Origin of the sequence: Burkholderia sp. JPY481, from assembly GCF_038900515.1 — a bacterium.
Taxonomy (GTDB): domain Bacteria; phylum Pseudomonadota; class Gammaproteobacteria; order Burkholderiales; family Burkholderiaceae; genus Paraburkholderia; species Paraburkholderia youngii.
The window spans coordinates 39,979-59,481 of sequence record NZ_JAYMRT010000011.1; the positions used below are offsets into that span (position 1 = coordinate 39,979).

13 protein-coding genes and 1 pseudogene are annotated in these 19,503 nt (G+C 64.7%); 8 read left to right on the plus strand and 6 right to left on the minus strand.

The window, feature by feature from the left end; all coding sequences use genetic code 11:
• Positions 1-86: 86 nt before the first annotated feature.
• From pdxR to VSR82_RS24460, 6 genes are all read left to right on the plus strand, one after another.
• Positions 87-1,574, plus strand: coding sequence for a MocR-like pyridoxine biosynthesis transcription factor PdxR (gene pdxR, locus VSR82_RS24435; RefSeq protein WP_429455847.1), 1,488 nt, complete (start codon positions 87-89; stop codon positions 1,572-1,574).
• A gap of 375 nt (positions 1,575-1,949) precedes the next feature.
• Positions 1,950-2,402, plus strand: a complete 453-nt coding sequence (locus VSR82_RS24440; RefSeq protein WP_013092256.1) for an HU family DNA-binding protein — start codon at positions 1,950-1,952, stop codon at positions 2,400-2,402.
• Positions 2,403-2,813: 411 nt separating this feature from the next.
• A complete protein-coding gene (locus tag VSR82_RS24445) occupies positions 2,814-4,223 on the plus strand; it encodes a circularly permuted type 2 ATP-grasp protein (RefSeq protein WP_429455846.1) in 1,410 nt (469 codons plus the stop codon).
• A 117-nt stretch (positions 4,224-4,340) separates the two neighbouring features.
• On the plus strand, positions 4,341-5,291 hold the full coding sequence (locus tag VSR82_RS24450; RefSeq protein ID WP_368582269.1) for an alpha-E domain-containing protein: 951 nt from the start codon (positions 4,341-4,343) through the stop codon (positions 5,289-5,291).
• A 12-nt stretch (positions 5,292-5,303) separates the two neighbouring features.
• A complete protein-coding gene (locus tag VSR82_RS24455) occupies positions 5,304-6,104 on the plus strand; it encodes a transglutaminase family protein (protein ID WP_368582270.1) in 801 nt (266 codons plus the stop codon).
• Between the two features lie 118 nt (positions 6,105-6,222).
• Complete coding sequence (locus tag VSR82_RS24460) at positions 6,223-7,095, plus strand: proteasome-type protease (protein ID WP_368582271.1); 873 nt, start codon at positions 6,223-6,225, stop codon at positions 7,093-7,095.
• 155 nt (positions 7,096-7,250) lie between these two features.
• Here the strand turns inward: VSR82_RS24460 and VSR82_RS24465 are convergent, their stop codons facing one another.
• The gene (locus VSR82_RS24465; RefSeq protein ID WP_429455845.1) at positions 7,251-8,453 is read right to left on the minus strand and encodes a porin; all 1,203 of its coding nucleotides are present in this window, start codon (positions 8,451-8,453) and stop codon (positions 7,251-7,253) included.
• Between the two features lie 387 nt (positions 8,454-8,840).
• Positions 8,841-10,112, minus strand: coding sequence for a YhjD/YihY/BrkB family envelope integrity protein (locus VSR82_RS24470; RefSeq protein WP_410851369.1), 1,272 nt, complete (start codon positions 10,110-10,112; stop codon positions 8,841-8,843).
• A gap of 193 nt (positions 10,113-10,305) precedes the next feature.
• On the opposite strand from VSR82_RS24470, the gene VSR82_RS24475 reads away from it, so the two are divergent.
• Together VSR82_RS24475 and VSR82_RS24480 are read left to right on the plus strand one after the other, a co-directional pair.
• On the plus strand, positions 10,306-10,845 hold the full coding sequence (locus tag VSR82_RS24475; protein WP_429455844.1) for a YbaK/EbsC family protein: 540 nt from the start codon (positions 10,306-10,308) through the stop codon (positions 10,843-10,845).
• Between the two features lie 126 nt (positions 10,846-10,971).
• A complete protein-coding gene (locus tag VSR82_RS24480; RefSeq protein ID WP_429455843.1) occupies positions 10,972-12,531 on the plus strand; it encodes a methyl-accepting chemotaxis protein in 1,560 nt (519 codons plus the stop codon).
• Positions 12,532-12,601: 70 nt separating this feature from the next.
• Here VSR82_RS24480 and VSR82_RS24485 read toward each other — a convergent pair.
• From VSR82_RS24485 to VSR82_RS24500, 4 genes and pseudogenes are all read right to left on the minus strand, one after another.
• Positions 12,602-13,414, minus strand: a pseudogene (locus tag VSR82_RS24485) (SulP family inorganic anion transporter); the annotation flags it as partial.
• A 326-nt stretch (positions 13,415-13,740) separates the two neighbouring features.
• Positions 13,741-14,331, minus strand: coding sequence for a BPSL1445 family SYLF domain-containing lipoprotein (locus tag VSR82_RS24490; RefSeq protein ID WP_176106616.1), 591 nt, complete (start codon positions 14,329-14,331; stop codon positions 13,741-13,743).
• A gap of 278 nt (positions 14,332-14,609) precedes the next feature.
• Positions 14,610-15,998, minus strand: a complete 1,389-nt coding sequence (locus tag VSR82_RS24495) for an FAD-binding oxidoreductase (RefSeq protein WP_410851367.1) — start codon at positions 15,996-15,998, stop codon at positions 14,610-14,612.
• An 879-nt stretch (positions 15,999-16,877) separates the two neighbouring features.
• Positions 16,878-19,322 (minus strand): hypothetical protein, encoded by a 2,445-nt coding sequence (locus VSR82_RS24500; RefSeq protein WP_429455842.1) that lies wholly within the window; start codon positions 19,320-19,322, stop codon positions 16,878-16,880.
• Positions 19,323-19,503: the final 181 nt, after the last annotated feature.

Below are 19,503 nucleotides of genomic sequence, written 5' to 3' on the forward strand. Positions count from 1 at the left end.
CAGATGGGCGTCCGTGGAGGTAAGCTTACGTTCGGCACTGGTCGTTCGAAATAACCATTTCGCCGTTATTTGAGGTAACCACCCGAATGGACATTCACATCGCGGTCGAAGGCCATCACGATCTGTCCGGACAGATTTATCGGCAGTTGCGCGCGGGCATTCTCGAAGGGCGGCTCGCCGGCGGCACGCGTCTGCCGTCCACACGCGATCTCGCGACCCAGCTCGGCGTGTCGCGCAAGACCACGCTCGATGTTTTCGAGCGGCTGCTGTCCGAAGGCTACCTGAGCGCGTGCGCCGGTTCGGGCACCTTCGTCGCCGACGGGCTCGAACGGCTGCCCGCCCAGCGCTCCGCGCAGGCGCGCGCGGCGGCTCGGTCGCGCGAGCGGGACGCCGCGCAAGCGAAAGCCGCCGCACGCGCGCAGCCGCTGTGGGAACAGATGCCCCACAGTCTGCCGTTGCCGCGGCCGTCGGTGCCGTCGCCGCTCGACTTCATCGGCGGCGCGACCGACAAGACGCTGTTTCCCTTCGACGTCTGGCGCCGCTGCGTGAATCACGCGCTACGCGGCCAGGCGCGCAGCCCCGGCACCTATCGCGAGGCCGCCGGTGAGCAGCAGCTGCGGCTCGCAATTTCGCGCTACCTCGCCTTCAACCGCGCGGTGTCGAGCAACTGGGACGACGTGATCGTCACGCAGGGCGCGCAGCACGCGCTCGATCTGATCGCGCGCATCACGTTGCGGCCCGGCGACATCGCGGCCATCGAAGACCCCGGCTACCCACCCGCGCATGCCTGCTTCACGGTGACGGGCGCGCGCGTGGTGCCGGTTCCGGTCGATAACGAAGGCCTGATCGTCGGCAAGCTGCCGGACAAGGCGCGGCTCGTCTACGTGACGCCTTCGCATCAGTTTCCGCTCGGCATGCCGATGAGCCTCGAGCGTCGCGTCGAACTGCTCGAATGGGCGCAAAAGCGCGGCGCGGTCATCATCGAGGACGACTACGACTGCGAGTACCGTTTCGAGGGCCGGCCGATGGAGCCGCTGAAGAGCCTCGATCGCGCCGGTCTCGTCGCCTATGTCGGCACGTTTTCGAAGACGATCTTCCCCGAGCTGCGCATCGGCTACCTGGTGCCGCCGGCGTCGTTGCACGGCCCGCTGCTGAAGGCGCGGCAGATCGCCGATTGTCACGGCTGCACGCTGACGCAGACGGCGCTCGCGGCGTTCATGCTCAATGGCGACTTCGCGCGTCATCTACGGCGCATGCACAAGGCTTATGCGGCGCGCCGCGCGATGCTGCTCGAGCATCTGCAAGGCGACCTCGCGCGCTGGTTCGAACCGATCGTGCCGACTGCCGGCATCCATCTGGCGGCGCGGCTGAAGGAGCCGTTGGCGTCGCTCGGCGAAGAGGCGCTCGTGGCCGCCGCGCGTGAAGCGTCGATCGGCCTCTATGGACTCGCGCCATTTCACCATCGCGTGACACCGCAGCCTGGGCTGATGTTCGGCTATGGCAGCATCGCGGCCGAGCATATCGACACGGCGCTGACGAAGCTCGCCGGCATCCTGCCGCGCATCGCACGCTGAAACGGAACCCGGCGCAAGCAAGGCGTAGGCATCGTCGCAGCGTCGGGGTTGCGTTGCTTGACGTGTCAAACGAAGAAAATGCCTTGATTCAAGGGACGAAAACACCAGCCCGCCTCGCCACGACCGCCTCGAAACCGCCGCCGAAACGAACTGTAACGAGCGTTACTCCTGCATGTTGAAGACCTCGCGGCACACGTTTTAGCCGCTAAAACAGGTGCTAAAACGTGTTGGACCGTTGGCGCCACGCAAAAAACTTCATCGCAATACATAAAAGAGTCGCGCAAATCGCTTTAGCGCTTGTAGAATCCGGCGTTGAAGCGTGCGCATACGGTGTGCGCTTCGAGCAATTCACTGACCACAACAGGTAGGAGAAACATGCCGACTTCCGCAAAAAAGGTGGCCAAGAAGGCTGCTGCCCCGGTACCGACCAAGAAGGTTGCTGCAAAGAAAGTCCCTGCGAAGAAAGCCGTCGCAGCCAAGAAGGTCGCCGTGAAGGCGTCTGGCGCACCGACGCCGATCAAGGACACCTTCACGAAGGCCTCGTTGGCAGCTCACATCGCTGAACGTGCTGCAGTGGAACCGAAGACCGCCAAGGCTGTGCTGGCCGCGCTCGAAGACACGATCCTCGGCACGGTGCATAAGAAAGGCGCTGGCGAATTCACGCTGTCGGGTCTGCTGAAGATCGTCGTGCAGGCTGTGCCGGCGAAGAAGAAGCGCTTCGGCAAAGACCCGTTCACGGGTGAAGAGCGCTGGTTCCCGGCCAAGCCGGCAAGCGTGCGCATCAAGGCACGCGCGCTGAAGAAGCTGAAGGACGCAGCGGCTGCCTAAGCGCGTTGCGCTCACGCTCATGCGTCGGCATGGCGCGGCTGTGCTTAACCATGCCTGACATTTGAGTGCGTGAAAAAGCGCCTGCATGCAGGTGATCGAAGTCCCCGTGGATGAGAATCCGCGGGGACTTTTTTTATGCGCTCGCTGCGTAGCGCTCATCGCACCTATTGGCGAAACGGCGGGCGCGACTCTCATAGTGTGCTCCCTGATGGCGCGCGCGCACCTGACTGGCGCATCATGATCCACGACAGTACGATCAACGCAATTCGACGCCCTGCGGATGCGCCGCTAGCGTGCACGTCGACGCGCATCATCACGACATATTCAATGGCATAACGCTTGCTTGATCAAGGTCGAATACCGAATGCGCAGCGCATTCGCCTTTATTCGACAAACAAGACTGGGGCTGACATGCGATGCTATGACGAGATGCGCTATCACGACGATGGCGTACGGCCGCATTACGCGCGCTTCGAGCGATGGTTGGATAGCCAGGGCAACGAAGCGATCGCACGCAAGCGCGCGGAAGCGGACCTGCTGTTCAGGCGCGTCGGCATCACGTTCGCGGTGAACGGCGACCTGTCCGGCACCGAGCGGCTGATCCCCTTCGATCTGATTCCGCGCATCATTCCGCGCGGCGAATGGCAGACGCTCGAAGCGGGTTTGCGACAGCGCGTGCAGGCTCTCAATCTGTTCATCCACGACGTCTATCACGATCGCAACATCGTGCGCGCGGGCATCGTGCCGGCCGAGCAGGTCTATACCAACGCGCAGTATCGTCCGGAGATGCAGGGCGTCGACGTGCCGCTCGGTGTTTACGCGCATATCGCCGGCGTCGACGTGGTGCGCGCCGGCGACGAAGGCGAGTTCTACGTACTCGAAGACAATCTGCGTGTGCCGTCGGGCGTGTCGTACATGCTCGAAAACCGCAAGATGATGATGCGGCTCTTCCCCGAACTGTTCGTGCAGAACCGCATCGCGCCGGTCGCGCATTACCCCGATCTGCTGCTCGATACGCTGCGCTCGGTCGCGCCGGAAGGCGTCGACGATCCGGTCGTCGTCGTGCTGACGCCGGGCATGTACAACTCCGCGTATTTCGAGCATACGTTCCTCGCGCAGCAGATGGGCGTCGAGCTCGTCGAAGGCAAGGATCTGTTCGTCGACGACAACTACGTGTTCATGCGCACCACCCAGGGACCGAAGCGCGTCGACGTGATCTACCGGCGCGTCGACGACGACTTTCTCGATCCGCTCGCGTTTCGCGCCGACTCCGCGCTCGGCGTGCCGGGTTTGCTGACCGCGTATCGCGCCGGCCGCGTCGCGCTCGCCAATGCGATGGGCACCGGCATCGCCGACGACAAATCGATCTACCCGTACGTGCCCGACATGATCGAGTTCTATCTCGGCGAAAAGCCGATTCTGAACAACGTGCCGACCTATCAGTGCCGCAAGCCCGAGGACCTCGCCTATACGCTCGCGCATCTGCCGGAGCTGGTGGTCAAGGAAGTGCACGGCGCGGGAGGCTACGGGATGCTGGTCGGCCCGGCCGCGACCAAGGCCGAGGTCGAGGCCTTCCGCGAGCGGCTGATCGCGCGTCCGGCCGGTTATATCGCGCAGCCGACGCTGGCGCTGTCCGCGTGTCCGACCTTCGTCGAAGCGGGCATCGCGCCGCGCCATATCGACCTGCGGCCGTTCGTGCTGTCGGGCAAGAGCACCACGATGGTGGCGGGCGGTCTCACGCGCGTCGCGCTGCAGCAGGGCTCGCTCGTCGTCAATTCATCGCAGGGAGGCGGGACCAAGGATACCTGGATGGTCGACTGATGCGCGGCAAGCGGCACGCAATGCGCGTGCGCCGCCGTCGCTCAACGGATAACCAGCGCGGACTTTCGTCGCCGACGAAGGCCTCGCGCGTTCAGATCACAGACATGGAACGCCGTCATGCTTAGCCGAACCGCCGATCACCTCTTCTGGATGGCCCGCTATATGGAGCGCGCGGAGAACACCGCGCGCATGCTCGACATCAACCTGAAGGCGCAACTGCTGCCGCAGACGCCCGAACAGGAGGCTCGCGCGCAGCGCTCGGTGCTGCGCATCTCCGAGCTCGAAAGCGCCTTCGCGCAGCGTTACGACGAACCGACGCTCGAGCACGTGCTCGACTTCATGGTCGCCGACGCGAGCAATCCGTCGAGCATTCATTCATGCCTGCAGGCCGCGCGCGAAAACGCCCGCGCGGTGCGCGGCACGCTGACGACCGAGTGGTGGGAAACCATCAACGACACGTGGCTCGAATTCAACGAGCGGCTTGCGAGCGGGCAGGCCGCGAGCAATCCGGGCTCGTTGTTCGAATGGGTCAAGTTCCGCTCGCATCTGTCGCGTGGCGTGACGATCGGCACCGCGCTGCAGGACGACGCGTTCTTCTTCACCCAGCTAGGCACCTATCTCGAGCGAGCCGACAATACCGCGCGGATTCTCGATGTGCGTTTCGCGAACGTCGAGCCGAACTCGCGCGACGCCGCGCGCCAGCTGGAGGACTTCTATTACTGGACCTCGATCCTGAGCTCGGTGTCGGCGCTCGAAATCTATCGCAAGGTGTATCGCGACGTCGTGACGCCCGCGCGCGTCGTCGAGCTGATGATCCTCAATCAGCAGATGCCGCGCTCGCTGCTCGCCTCGCTGGACGGCGTGTGCAGCAATCTCGCGATGCTGCGCACGTCGGGCTCGAACCAGTGCGAGCGCTTCGCCGGCAAGCTGCGCGCCGAGCTGCTCTATGCCGACATTCGGCAGATTTTCGAAACCGGTTTGCATGGCTATCTGACGCAGTTCCTCGCTCGCGTGTTCGAGCTGGGCAATCTGGTGGCGCGTACTTATCTGATGCTGCCAGTGGCCTGACGGAGTTTTCTCATGTACCTGACGATCCGCCACGACACCTCTTACCGCTACGAAGCGACGGTTCATTATTCGATCCAGCAGTTGCGCCTGACGCCCTCGAGCGGCGCCGGGCAGACCGTGCGGCGCTGGAGCATCGACGCGCCGGGCAAGCTGGACGCCACACTCGACGCCTACGGCAACGTGCTGCATACGCTCGTCATCAACAAGCCGCACGACGAGATTCATCTGCGCGTGTCGGGCGAGGTGGACACAATGCCGCTCGTCGACGGGGTGCTGCACGATCCGCCCGGCCCGATTCCGCTCGAGCATTTCACCTGCGCGACCCGTCTGACCGAAGCCGATGGCGCGATTCGCGAGCTGGCGGAATCGGTGGCGAATCTGGCGAGTCCGGCAAGCCTGATTGCGCTTGCCGAGCAGATCGTGCAGCGCGTGCAATACCGGCCCGGCGTGACCGAGGTCACGAGCACGGCCGCCGAGGCGCTCGCGCTCGGCAACGGCGTGTGCCAGGACCATGCGCATCTGATGCTCGCGTGCTGCCGCGCGCGCGGCGTACCGGCGCGCTACGTGAGCGGTTATATCGAACCCGGCGACGTGCCGCATGGCGCGAGCCATGCGTGGGTCGACGTTTGGCTCGAAGGCAAAGGCTGGATATCGCTCGACGTCACGCACGCCGGGTTTGCCAGCGAGATCTATTGCCGCCTCGCTGTGGCGCGCGACTATGAGGCGGCCGCACCGGTGCGCGGCCGGCGCATCGGCGGGCTCGAAGAGGAGCTTCACGTGGCGGTGGCGGTCAGCACGCAGATGTCGCAGTAGCCGCGTTGCAACGCTAAAGGCTGCGAAAAAGGCCATAAAAAAGGCCGTAAACACGGATAAAAGGCGCCCGTGCGCCGCATTACAATAGGTCCGTTCCCTCGCGTTCTGCGGATTCGTTATGACTTACTGCGTAGCGATGGCCGTCAACGACGGTCTCGTATTCCTGTCCGATACGCGTACCAATGCGGGCGTGGATCACATCAGTACCGCGCGCAAGATGTCGGTGTTCGAGCAACCCGGCGAACGCATGCTGGTGCTGCTGGGTGCCGGCAATCTGTCGATCACCCAGGCGGTGCTGCACGAGCTGTCCGAGCCCGCCGATGCCGGCGAGCCGACGCTATGGAGCGTGCCGACGATGGCCGACGCCGCGCGCGTGGTCGGCAGCGCGGTGCGCCGCGTGCACGAGCGCGAAGCGGCAGCGCTGCAGAAGTTCGGCGTCGACTTCAATTGCAGCTTCATTCTCGGCGGCCAGATCGCGGGCAACCGCATGCGGCTTTTCATGATCTACGCGGCGGGCAATTTCATCGAGGCGTCGGCGGTGAATCCGTACTTCCAGATCGGCGAATCGAAGTACGGCAAGCCGATCATCGACCGCGTGCTGACGCCGTCCACACCGCTCGACGAGGCCGCGAAGTCCGCGCTGATCTCGATGGACTCGACGCTGCGCTCGAACCTGTCGGTGGGCTTGCCGCTCGATCTGCTGGTGTACGAGAAGGATGCGCTGCGCGTCACGCGGTTCGTGTCGATCGATCGCGACAACGCGTACTTCGACATGATTCATCGCACGTGGGGCGAGCGTTTGCGCCAGGTTTTCGCCGAGATTCCCGATCCAGACTGGCAGCTGTCGCTGGATGCGCCGTCGCTGCATCCGGAGCGGGCGCTGGTGCTATATCGCGCGCCGGTCGGCGCCGATGGCGTCGAGCATGAGCACGATGTGCCGCCCGCGCAGATTCTCGCGCAAGCCGATAAAGGGAAGGCGCAGCGGCGCTAGCCGTATTGGGTTCGGGGCGCGCGCCAAGCTCGTCCGAACCCGCCACCAGAATCTCGGGACGAAAAAAAACCAGCCATCGGCATCGCCTCTGGCTGGTTTGTGGTCTCTGGCTACGCAGCTCGTCAGCTGCGTAGCAGGTCCGACTCGAAGTCCGATTAGAACTTGTGGCGGATACCGAGGCTGACCATGACCTGGTTGTTGGTGCTCGACTGGTTGCCATACGAACCGATCGAAGCCGTAGCCGATTGAAGGGTACTGGTGCCCGGTACACGCTGTTCGCCGCTTGCGTGCTGCCATGCGCCGACCAGGTAGAAGTCCGTGCGCTTCGAGAGGTTGTAATCGCCGCCCAGCGACACTTGGTTATACGTTGCGGATGCGTCGCCGTGACCCTTCGTGTAGGCGTAGCCAATACCCACCAGTGCTGCCGGCGTGACCTGGTAGCCCAGGTACGCACGACCCACTTCGTACTTCTGGGTCGTCGTGAAGCCCGAGCTTGCGTCCGGACGGTATTGTGCGTTGCTGTACGACAGGTTGCCGGTCCACGGGCCCGTCACGTACTGAACCGCGACCGACGCGATGCCGATCGACTTCGATGCAGCGTAAGCCGAGTTGATGCCGGCGTTGGCCGGGAAGTTGGAGTCAAACGTCGCGGCCGGTGCTGCCGTACCAGCCCAGCCGGTCACAACGTTGCTTGCGGATGCACGTGTCGCAGGCGAATTGGCATTGCTTGCATGCAGGTAGCCAGCAGCGATGCTGAACGGACCCGTTGCATACGTTGCTGCGCCCGACCACGTCTGGCCCGAACCCGTCGCGCCTGCGACGCCGCCCAGAGCATACAGACCTTCGATCTGGAAGCCCGACCAGACCGGCGACACGTACTTCAGCGAGTTGATGACGCGGAAGCTGTTGTCGTTGTTGTCGACGTCGCCCGGCGTAGCGAATGTGCTACCGAAGTAGTTGTCGCCCGTCAGCGGCTGGACCATGTCGACCAGCGGGTCGTACTGACGACCAGCCGTGAACGTGCCCCATGCGTCGCCCGTCAAACCGACGTAAGCCTGACGACCGAACATCGAGCCACCTTGCTGCAGCTTGCCGGTGTTGATGTCAAAGCCGTTTTCCAACTGGAAAATTGCCTTCAGGCCGCCGCCGAGGTCTTCCGTGCCCTTCAGGCCGAAACGGTTACCTTGGATGTTGCCGCCAAACAGTTGAACGAGGCTGCCGCCCTTCGGCGTAGCGTTGTTCACGTACTGGATCGACTCATCCAGCACGCCATACAGGGTCACGCTGCTTTGCGCGTGTGCGACACCGGCGACGCCGAGGAGCGCCAGCGAGAGGGTAGACAGTGCGATTCGTTTCATCCATTTCTCCACGCAGATGATTGTTCGTTGTTGCGGAAAGCAGAATAGCTCAGCGCATCCGCCCGGTAGAAACGGAAAAAAAAGAGTGTCGCCAAAAACTGACAATCGAGGCAAACCCTTGTATTTACAGCCCATCAACGATTATTTCTATTTGCGCAACATTTATTGGTCTGATGCACATTATTGTTGATTTGTTGATAGTGACGGGGTGACTTAACGCACTTTCGGCATCGATTTGCATGCTAAATGTAATCTAGTCGTCTACACGTCCGCTCGGCTTTGTAGTGAAAACATAAAAGAAACAGCCGGCGAAATGACTAGACAGGCTGGACAGAAGAACCGCGTTGTGTCCAAGCGTCGTCGAGCGGTTTGACGGCGCAACGCGTTTCAGCGCCTATCGGCGCCACGGCGCGCCATGGCCGCGGCCGTGAGTCCCGCGGCGGCCGCGAGCAGCACCGAGGTCCACGGGTTGCGTCGCACGTAGCGGTCGGCGGCCGTCGCCTGGCGGCGCGCTTCGACGATGGCTGACGCCGCGAGACGGGTGGCTTGCGCTTCGACGTCGAGCACCTTGCGCGTGACGTCGACCGCGGTTTCATGCGCAGAGCGCTTTGGCGCTGCCGCCTCGATCCCTGACGGCGGCAGCGGCGCGGTCGTTTGGCTGGCAACACGCACAGCCGTGCGAGCCGACGAAACGGCGTTCCCCGCGACGGTCGATGCCGCCAACACCGACGCAAGCTTCGCGCGGCTGCCCGGCGGCGCTTCCCCCTGCATGCCCCAGCCGCCGCGCGGATCGTGCAGCCTGCCGCGCGCCGCCGAGAACTCCGCGCCAAGCAGCAGCACCAGCGCCGAGAAGTACAGCCACATCAGCAGCACCGCGAGCGAGCCGGCTGCGCCGAACGCGCTGGCCATTCCCGCATGCGCGAGATAGAGCGCGAACAGCTTTCTGCCGCCGGTGAACAGCACGGCCGCGACGACGCCGCCCACCAGCGCATCGCGCCACAGCACCCGAGCGTCGGGCAGGAACTTCAGCAGTGCGGCGAATGCGAACATCAGCACGAGCAGCCCGACGCCGAGCTGCAGCAGATTGCCGATCACGACATAGGGCGAGTCGCCCCACAGCCACTCGCCGATAAAGGCGATGACCGTATCGAGCACCAGCGACACGATCAGCAGGAACGCGACGCCGAGCACGAGTCCGAACGAAATCAGCCGTACCCGCACGAGCGCGAGCCAGCTGGCCGAGCGCGGCCCGGTGTAGGGCCATACTATATTGAGCGCGCTGTTCAGCGACGAGAACGTCGCCGACGCGCCGATCGCCAGCAGCGAGAACGAAATGATCGTCGCGATGCCCCCTTTGGCGCCTGCGTGATGCGCGTTCTCGACGATCGTCTGCACGCCGGCCGCGGCCTGGTCGCCGATCAGGCCGTTGATGTGGCCGAACAGCTCGCCGCGCGCGGCCGCCGGGCCGAAGAACCAGCCGGCCACCGCGATCACCATCACGAGCGTCGGCGCGAGCGAGAACGCCGCATAGAACGCGATGCTCGCCGCCATCTCCAGACAGCGGTTCTCTGTGAACTGCCGAAGTGCGCCCATCGCCCAATTGGCCTGGTGACGCGCGGCCTGCTGGAGGTTCTCGCGAGAAAGGGTATCGATGTCCATGATCGTGTCTGAATCGTGACGGCGCTTTCACGGTGTTTGCCTTGTCGCTTTCCGCAAACCTCGTGCCCGTCACTATACAAGTTAAGCGGTGAGCTTCACGGCCTGTTTTCATGGCCTGCTTCGATGGCCCGCTCCGCGGCCGCCCGCCCGTACCGCTAGAATGCAGCGGGTTAATGTCACCTTTCCGCTCATCATGCATTCGCACGAACTCGTACGGCAACTGGACGTCATCGAGCGCGACCAGTGGAGCGCGCATCTGCCCGCGCATGTCGTCGAACAATTGCCGGCGCACGGCATCACGGTGTTCGCCGTTACCGACGACGCCTCCGACACCGCAGCATTCAGCGCGCGCTATGGCTTCGGCCTCGAAGACTGCGCGAACACGATCGTGATCCGCTACAAGAAAGACGGTGGCGAGCACTACGCGGCGCTGGTGTCGCTCGGCTCGCGGCGGCTCGACATCAACGGCGCGGTGAAGGCCGCGCTCGGCGCACAGCGGCTGTCGTTCGCGAAGCGCGAGGCCGCGGTCGAGCATAGCCGGATGGAGTTCGGCGGCATTACCGCCTTTGGTCTGCCGGCCGACTGGCGCGTGCTGGTCGACGCCGCGGTGATGGACCGTGCACAGATCGTGATGGGCGCCGGCGTGCGCGCGGCCAAGCTGCTGATGTCGCCCGACGTGCTGCGGCAATGGCCGCGCTGCGAGGTGGCGGCGCTGACGCTGCCGGCGGACTGAAGCCCGCAACCTTGAAGTAGCACTGAAGTTTTCCGCCGTCGCGCCGTTAATCCCGACAACGACATGAAACGTTTGCGGCTGTCCGCTCGCGCCGACAACCGCGAACCACGACAAGGGATACGGAAGATGGAACGGTTTCGCCTGAAGGTGCGGCTGTGGCTCGCGCTCGCGGTGATGTGCATGGGCATTCTGGCGATCGGCCTGTGGGGTGCATACAAGACGCGCGACACGATGATCGCCGATCGCGAGGACGAGCTGAAAAACGTGGTCAGCATCGCGTACAGCGTGCTCGATCGCTACAACGCGCTCGCCGCGGCCGGCACGATGCCGCTCGCCGACGCGCAGCGCGCCGCGATGGACGACCTGCGCGCAATGCGCTACGACGGTGCCGGCGGCTATCTCGTGCTCGAAGACAGCCGCGCGCACGTGCTGATGCATGCCACGCGCGCCGACCTCGTCGGCAAGGACATGAGCACCGTTACCGATCCCGACGGCCGCCATGTGTTCAAGGAGGGTTCCGAGCAGACGCAGCGCGAAGGCGAGGCATTCGTCCATCTGATGTTCCCGAAGCCCGGCACCAACCAGCTCGCGCCGAAGAGCAACTACATGCGGCTTTACAAGCCGTGGGACTGGACCATCGTCACCGGCGTGTACACGGACGACATCGAGGCGGTGTTCTACCGCACCCTCGCGCAATACGTGATCGCGGCGCTGGTGCTTTGCGCGCTCGTGTCGCTGGTGATCGGCGTGATCGTGCGCAGCATTGTGCGTCAGCTTGGCGGCGAACCGGCATACGCGGTGCAGATCGCGTCGCGAATCGCGGACGGCGACCTCGACGTGATCGTCGACACGAAGACCGGCGACAGTACCAGCCTGCTCGCGGCGATGAAACGGATGCAGCAGCGTCTCGCGCAGGCGATCGAGCAGATTCGCGGCGGCGCGACGCTGATTTCGTCGGTATCCAACGAGATCGCCGCGGGCAATTCGGATCTGTCGCGCCGGACCGAGCAGCAGGCGGCTGCGCTCGGCGAGACCGCGTCGAGCATGGAGCAGATCACCGCGACCGTGCGTCAGAACGCCGACAACGCGAAGCAGGCGAGCCAGCTCGCGCACAACGCGTCTGAGACCGCGGCGCGCGGCGGCGCGGTGGTCGGTCAGGTGATCGACACGATGCGCGGGATTTCACAGTCGTCGCACCGGATCGGCGACATCATCGGCGTGATCGAAGGGATTGCGTTTCAGACCAACATCCTCGCGTTGAACGCGGCCGTCGAGGCGGCGCGCGCGGGCGAGGAGGGCCGCGGTTTCGCGGTGGTCGCGGGCGAAGTGCGTACGCTCGCGCAACGCAGCGCGGCGGCCGCGAAAGAGATCAAGGCGCTGATCGAGGAATCGGCCGCGCAGATCGCGGGCGGCTCGGAACACGTCGGGCGCGCGGGCGACACGATGCAGGAAGTCGTGCAGGCGGTACGTCGTGTCAACGACATCATGGGCGAGATCAGCGCGGCGTCGGTCGAGCAGACCTCGGGCATCGAGCAGGTCAACATCGCTGTCGCGAGCATGGATCAGACGACGCAGCAGAATGCGGCGCTCGTCGAGGAAGCGAGCGCGTCCGCCGATGTGCTGAAGACGCAGACCAGCCAATTGTCGGCGGCGATCTCGGTGTTCAAGTTGCCGGAGCAGCGCTAAAGCGCCAGGCCGCGTTGCCGACGCACGCGCGAGCATTCACCGCACGCCCGCTCGCAACGCGGTGCGTGTGTCACGCGAAGCCGATTCCCGCGCGGCTCAACAATTGGCGGTTGCGCTCCGACAGGTTCTGCATCCGCAACTCTTTGCCCGCGTTGCGATAGCGCTCGGCCAGCCCCTGCAACGCGGCGAGCGCCGAATGATCGGCGAGCAGCAGGTGACTGCAATCGACGGTCACGCTCGCCGGGTCTCGCGCGGGATCGAACAGCTCGTGAAAGCGCGTCGTCGACGCGAAAAACAGTGTGCCGCGCGGCACGTAGGTCTTATGGCCCGCGCGATCCTCCGCGGGCGCGTGAATTTCGCGCGCATGCTGCCACGCGAAGTTGAGCGCGGCGATCACGATGCCGCACATCACCGCGATCGCGAGATCGGCAAATACGGTGATGACCGTGACCGCGACGATCACGAGCGCGTCGTTGCGCGGCACCTTGCCGAGCACGCGCAGCGAGCCCCATGCGAAGGTCTGCCGCGCGACCACAAACATCACGCCGACCAGCGCCGCGAGCGGAATCCGCTCGATCAGCGGCGACAGGAACAGGATGTACAGCAGCATCATCACGCCGCTGACGATTCCCGACAGCCGCGAACGTCCCCCCGAATTCAGGTTGATCATGGTCTGGCCGATCATCGCGCAACCGCCCATGCCGCCGAACAGTCCCGAGGCGATATTCGCCGCGCCGAGGGCGACGCATTCGCGATTCGGCTGACCGCGCGTTTCGGTGATTTCGTCGGTCAGGTTGAAGGTCAGCAGCGTTTCGAGCAGACCGACGATCGCAATCAGCACCGCGTACGGCAGGATGATGCGCAGCGTCTCGAGATCGAGCGGGCGTTGCTGCGAATGCCGGACAGCCAGGCGGGCCGACCGGAAGCGGGACTAGCGGTGATCATGTTTTACGAGGTGGCGCGCGAGCGCAATGCTGAGGCCTGCATGCGCTGCGCTGAACGGGCTTGGCAACGCGCGCGGCTGCGCGAAGGATACGTCCGCTGAACACGGACGGTTTGCGAAAGGCGTGGATTTTTCCGTAGCGCGATGAATGGCGCTGGCGAAGCGGGCGGAACGCGATGGCTTGAACGCGCGGCGCGGATCTGTCGTGCAGTCGCGCGGCGCGCTCGCACCACAAATCCGCAAGAGCGGAGGCTCCGCTCAGATACTCAGATAATCAGCCGGGACACCTTCGTGCCTTCGAGCGACACGCCGGCCATCAAACCGCCGTTGGTCAGCACGAAAGCCTGCACCGGGCTCGTTGCGGTCGAGGAATCCACCGCGCCGTTCGCGCCGACCTTCAGCACGGCGACGGTCGCATTCGCGCCGACCGCCCAACCCTGGCTGTGCATGAATTCGTCGAGCGCTTCCTGCGTCATGAACAGAAACACGAGCGCCTTCGACTGCGCGCCGATCTGCAAGCCGAACGAGCCCGCGACCGTGCTGAAGTAGCCGACCGTGCGGCCGCCGATGCGCATCGCGCCTTCACCATACTGCGCGCCGACCCAGAAGCCGGCCGAGATCACCGACGGAAACACCAGCACGCCGCGCGCTTTCGCAACGAGCTCGCGCGAACCGTCGACGTTTTCGTAGAGGCGCGCAAGCGTCGAGTCGACGCCCGCGTTGATCGTGTCGCGCTTGCCGGCATTGGCCGACGGGGATGCGTTCGAGGACGGCGAAGTCGTCGTGCAACCGGTGAGGCTCAGGCCCGCGACGGCCAATGCAGCGCTGCCGGTCATGATGAATTGTCGTCTGCGCATGACTGTTTTCCTTTGCGTTTCTCACGCATGTTGTACGTTATGGAAGAGTGCGGCGAATCGCCCGCCTTGCTTTGCTTTGTTCTCATTTGCGCACGAGAGGTTCCGTGCGCGCGGTGATTGTCGTTGAGCGGGCGTGCCGCGACGCGCGACGCACGCATCGCGAGCAGTCACAGCTGACATTAGCAGGGAGCGTGCCCAAGCGCCGCGCCGCCTTGCGCCAGGGCGGCGCGGCCACTTGCAGTTCGCGGTTTCGCGCTGCTCGCCGTTGCGCGTCGTCGCTACACGGTTGGGCGAATGTTCTGGTTGTGGCGGAACAGGTTGTGCGGATCGTAGCGGTTCTTCACGGCGACGAGCCGCTCATAGTTCGGCCCATAGGCATCCGCGATACGGCCGCCTTCTTCCTCGGTCATGAAGTTGACGTACACGCTGCCTAGCGCAAACGGGCGCGCCGCTTCGAAAAAGGCGCGCGCCCATGCGACGCAGCGCTCGTCGTCGCGCGCATCGTCCCAGCGGCCGTGCACGTTCATGCCGTATAGCGTGTTGCGGGCCGGGTAAGCGGTTGCGTCGACCGCCACGCGCTGCGTTTGCGCACCGATCAGCCCGAAGAAAATTTCGCATTGCGTGGACGGCAACGTGTCGATCGCGCGAAGCAGTGCGTCGATCAGACCATCGTCGATGGTGCCGAGGTTGTGCGACTTCCAGTAGTTGCGCGCCCCTGGCGTTAGCAGCGGATCGAAGGCCTGTTGCCAGATTTCGTAGGGCATCGGACCAAGATGTTCGCCGAGCGGCTTGCCGAAGCCGCGCACGGCTTCCACCGCGGCCGGGCCTTTGTCGACCGGGCCGTTGTAGCACATCGCGAACACCAGCACGGGTTTGCCGTGCACGTCGGGCGGCAGGAACGGCAGCGGCGGCGCGAGCCGCGCGACCGCCCAGACGGCCAGCTCGTCGGGCATTGCCGGCGCGGCATCGCGGTATTTGATCAGTGCTTCCTTCGCGTCGGCGAGCGGCAACACGACGAGGCCGCCATACACGAGCGGGCCGACCTCATGCAACGCGAACTCGAATAGCGTAACGACGCCGAAATTGCCGCCGCCGCCGCGAATCGCCCAGAACAGATCGTCGTGCGAAGTGGCGCTCACGTGGCGCAATTCACCGTCGGCGGTGACGATGTCGGCCGCGACGAGGTTGTCGATCGTCATGCCGTAGCGGCGGCTCAGCCAGCCGAAGCCGCCGCCGAGCGTCAGACCTGCGACGCCGGTCGTCGAGTTGATGCCGAGCGGTGTCGCGAGTCCGAATGCCTGCGCTTCGTGATCGAAATCATGCAGCGTCGCGCCGGGTTCGACATACGCGCGCCGCGCTTGCGGATCGATACGCACCGATTTCATCGTGGACAGGTCGAGCATGAGGCCATCGTCGCACACAGCGCTGCCGCCGATGTTGTGGCCGCCGCCGCGAATGGCGAGCGGCAGGCCGTTGTCGCGCGCGAAGGCGACGCCGCTGCGCACGTCGGCAACACCCGCGCAGCGCAAGATCATCGCGGGCGTACGGTCGATCATCGCGTTCCAGATGCTGCGCGCCGTGTCGAAGCCCGGCGTGTCGGGCAGCAGAAGCTGGCCGCGCAGTGTGGATTTGAATTCGTCGACGGCGCTGCTGGAGATAGTAACCATGTTGTACCTCGTCGGAGAGGGGAGGGCGCTCGCAGAACTCTGCTCAGCAGACCAAACAAAATGCGGGCGGTGAATGAAAGCGGATTGAGAGGTTCGGCTGCGTGCAGTAAACGGGGCGGCGCGACGAAGTCAAACAAAGGTTTACCCGCGTATGGGGGCGATCCTGCGCAGTAGCTTGCGGGGGCGGGCGTTTGCGGGCAGCGCAACCCGACGATACGCGACGCTGGCGCCGAAGATGGTGGGAATGCTCCGGAAAAAGCGTGCGCGCCAATGTGTTGGTTATCTGACGCGCTGGTGGTTGTGCCACGACACTTTGGATATCGCGTGGGTCGCGATGGTGTGTGGCTGAGGCGCACGTTCGGCGACTCTGCGAGGCAGCGCACATCGCCACATCGCTTTTTGCGACGCACACTCGCTATGCAACAACGGGTAATGTTTCGCGCGCGCATTTCGATGATTTTTGTGGTGTTGTCTATTGGATTTCTCTCATTCGGCTTTCCCAATTTTCATTCTTATGTGCGAATGGCCACATGAATAAAACGGATGACGTGTAAATGGTGTCGGAATTCATCCGATAAAACCGAATGTTAATTTTCTTTTTGTCGGTTAAATTGCATCGCGGGTGATAGTTTTATCTTCCCGTCTGAAGAATCTGGATTAGCGGATTTGACGGACGCATCGTCGTTTCCCCCTGCCTGGCAAGCCGTCTCGCCAATATCGCATTGCGTGGTCTAACGCACGGTCGCGCGATTGCACTGCGAATAACTTCAACGTCCATCAAGCCTCGCTGTGCGGCTCTCACGATCACGTGCGCGCACGGCCAGCCCATTCTCTCGAAGCACGCCAAATCGGACCGGGGATTTTCCGTGAGAGAAGTATTTAGTGCGAGCGCATTTTAATTCGCATTAGGCGAAGTTGCGCAAAGGCTTTGACTTTCATTTTTTTGACGAGCCGAGATTCACTCGTTAATTGGACCGGTCGCTCAGGGGAAATAATTAGGAGGGTGAAATGAAAAAGCAAAACGGGGACGCGTGGATACTTGGCACGCGGCGGGCGGCGTTGGCGGTCGCGGTCAGTCTTTATGCGGCGATGGCGGGTGCGCAGACGAATTCGGGGAGCACCGCCGCGCCTGCAACCAATCCAGGAGTGATGGTGCTCGCCGAGGCGGGCGTGCAAGGCGGATGTCCGTCGGGCGGCGGGCCGGGCTGCACCTCGCACGGATTCGGGCAGCTCGGGGCGGGTGCCCTCGGCATCGCGGCGGCGGGGCTTGGCCCGACGTCGTCCACCGGCTCCTCGGCGGGCAACGGGACGTCGTCGACGGGCGCGGGCAGCAGTGGCGGAAATAGTTCGGCTAATTCCGGCACGGGCGGGGTGGGCTCGGGAGATACCGGCGGCAACAACGGTAATGGCGGTTCCGGCAACAACGGTAACGGAGGCGCTGGAAGCGGCGGTGATGGTTCGGGGAATGGCGGCACGGGCGGCGATGGCGGCAACAACGGTGGCGGTGATAGCGGTGGGGATGGTGGTGGGCATGGGCATGGCCACGGTGGTGATGGTGATGGCGACGGTGGTCATGGGCACGGCCATGGCGGCGATGGTGACGGCGATGGTGGTCATGGGCACGGCCATGGCGGCGATGGTGATGGTGATGGCGACGGCGGTCATGGACATGGCCACGGTGGTGACGGCGATGGCGATGGCGGTCATGGCCACGGCCATGGCGGCGATGGTGATGGCGACGGTGGTCATGGACATGGCCACGGTGGTGACGGCGATGGCGATGGCGGTCATGGCCACGGCCATGGCGGTGATGGTGATGGCGACGGTGGTCATGGTCATGGCCACGGTGGTGACGGCGATGGCGATGGCGGTCATGGCCACGGCCATGGCGGTGATGGTGACGGCGACGGCGGTCATGGACATGGCCACGGTGGTGACGGCGATGGCGATGGCGGTCATGGACATGGCCATGGTGGTGATGGTGATGGCGACGGCGGTCACGGACATGGCCACGGTGCTGACGGCGATGGCGATGGCGGTCATGGCCACGGCCATGGCGGTGATGGTGACGGCGACGGTGGTCATGGTCATGGCCACGGTGGTGACGGCGATGGCGATGGCGGTCATGGCCACGGCCATGGCGGTGATGGTGACGGCGAAAGCGGTCATGGCAACAGCCATGGTGGCGATAGTGACGGTGATGGCGGTCATGGTCATGGTCATGGCCACGGTGGCGATGGTGACGGCGATGGCGGTCATGGTCATGCCCACAGTGGCGACGGTGACGGCGATGGCGGTCATGGCCACGGCCACGGTGGCGACGGTGACGGCGATGGCGGTCATGGCCACGGCCACGGTGGCGATGGTGACGGCGACGGCGGTCATGCCCACGGCGGAGATGGGCATGCCGGCCACGGCGATGGCGGCCATGGCGACGGCGGCCATGGCGATGGCGGTCATGGCGAAAGCGGCCATGGCGACGGCGGCCACAGTAGCAGCGGTGGCGAAGGCAAAGGCGGTTCCGCCAACGGCGGCCATAGCGGTGGCGGCGCGGGCAACGGTGGACATGGCGGCGAAGGTGGCGGCCAGGGCAGCGGCGGTTCCGGACACGGTGGCCATGGCGGTGAAGGCGGCGGCCAGGGCGGTGGCGGCTCGGGCAACGGTGGCCGTGGTGGTGAAGGCGGCGGCCAGGGCAACGGAGGCTCCGGACACGGTGGCCATGGTGGCGAAGGCGGTGGCCAGGGTAACGGCGGCCCGGGCAACGGTGGCCATGGCGGTGAAGGCGGCGGCCAGGGCAACGGCGGCTCGGGACACGGCGGCCATGGTGGTGAAGGCGGCGGCCAGGGTAACGGCGGCTCGGGCAACGGTGGCCATGGCGGCGAAGGCGGCGGCCACGGCAACGGTGGTTTCGGACACGGCGGCCATGGTGGTGAAGGCGGCGGCCAAGGCAACGGCGGCCATGGTGGTGAAGGCGGCGGCCGAGGCAACGGCGGCCATGGTGGTGAAGGCGGCGGCCAGGGCAACGGCGGCTTCGGACACGGTGGCCATGGCGGCGAAGGCGGCGGCTACGGCAACGGTGGCTCCGGAAACGGCGGCCATGGCGGCAACGGTGGAGGCGAAGGCAACGGCGGTGGCCGGGGCGGAAACGGCGGCGCCGGTGGTGGCCAAGGCGGCGGTGGTTTCGGCAACGGAGGTCGCGGAGGCCATGGCGGCAACGGCGGCGGCCAAGGCAACGGAGGCGGCTTCGGCAATGGCGGCTTCGGCAACGGTGGCCGCGGAGGCAATGGCGGCTACGGCGGCGGTGGCTCCGGCAACGGCGGCCACGGCGGCGGCAACCACTAGGCACTGGCAAGGGTCCCGCGAACCTCGCGGGGCTCCCTCCAGGAGAGGAGGCCGGCGCCGCCCGGCCTCCACACCGACCGCGCTCGAGCACCGCGGGAAGTTTGCAGCGAAAAGCCAGCAAAAAACTACGCTAGCGAATCAGCAAACCAACCCGCAAACAAAA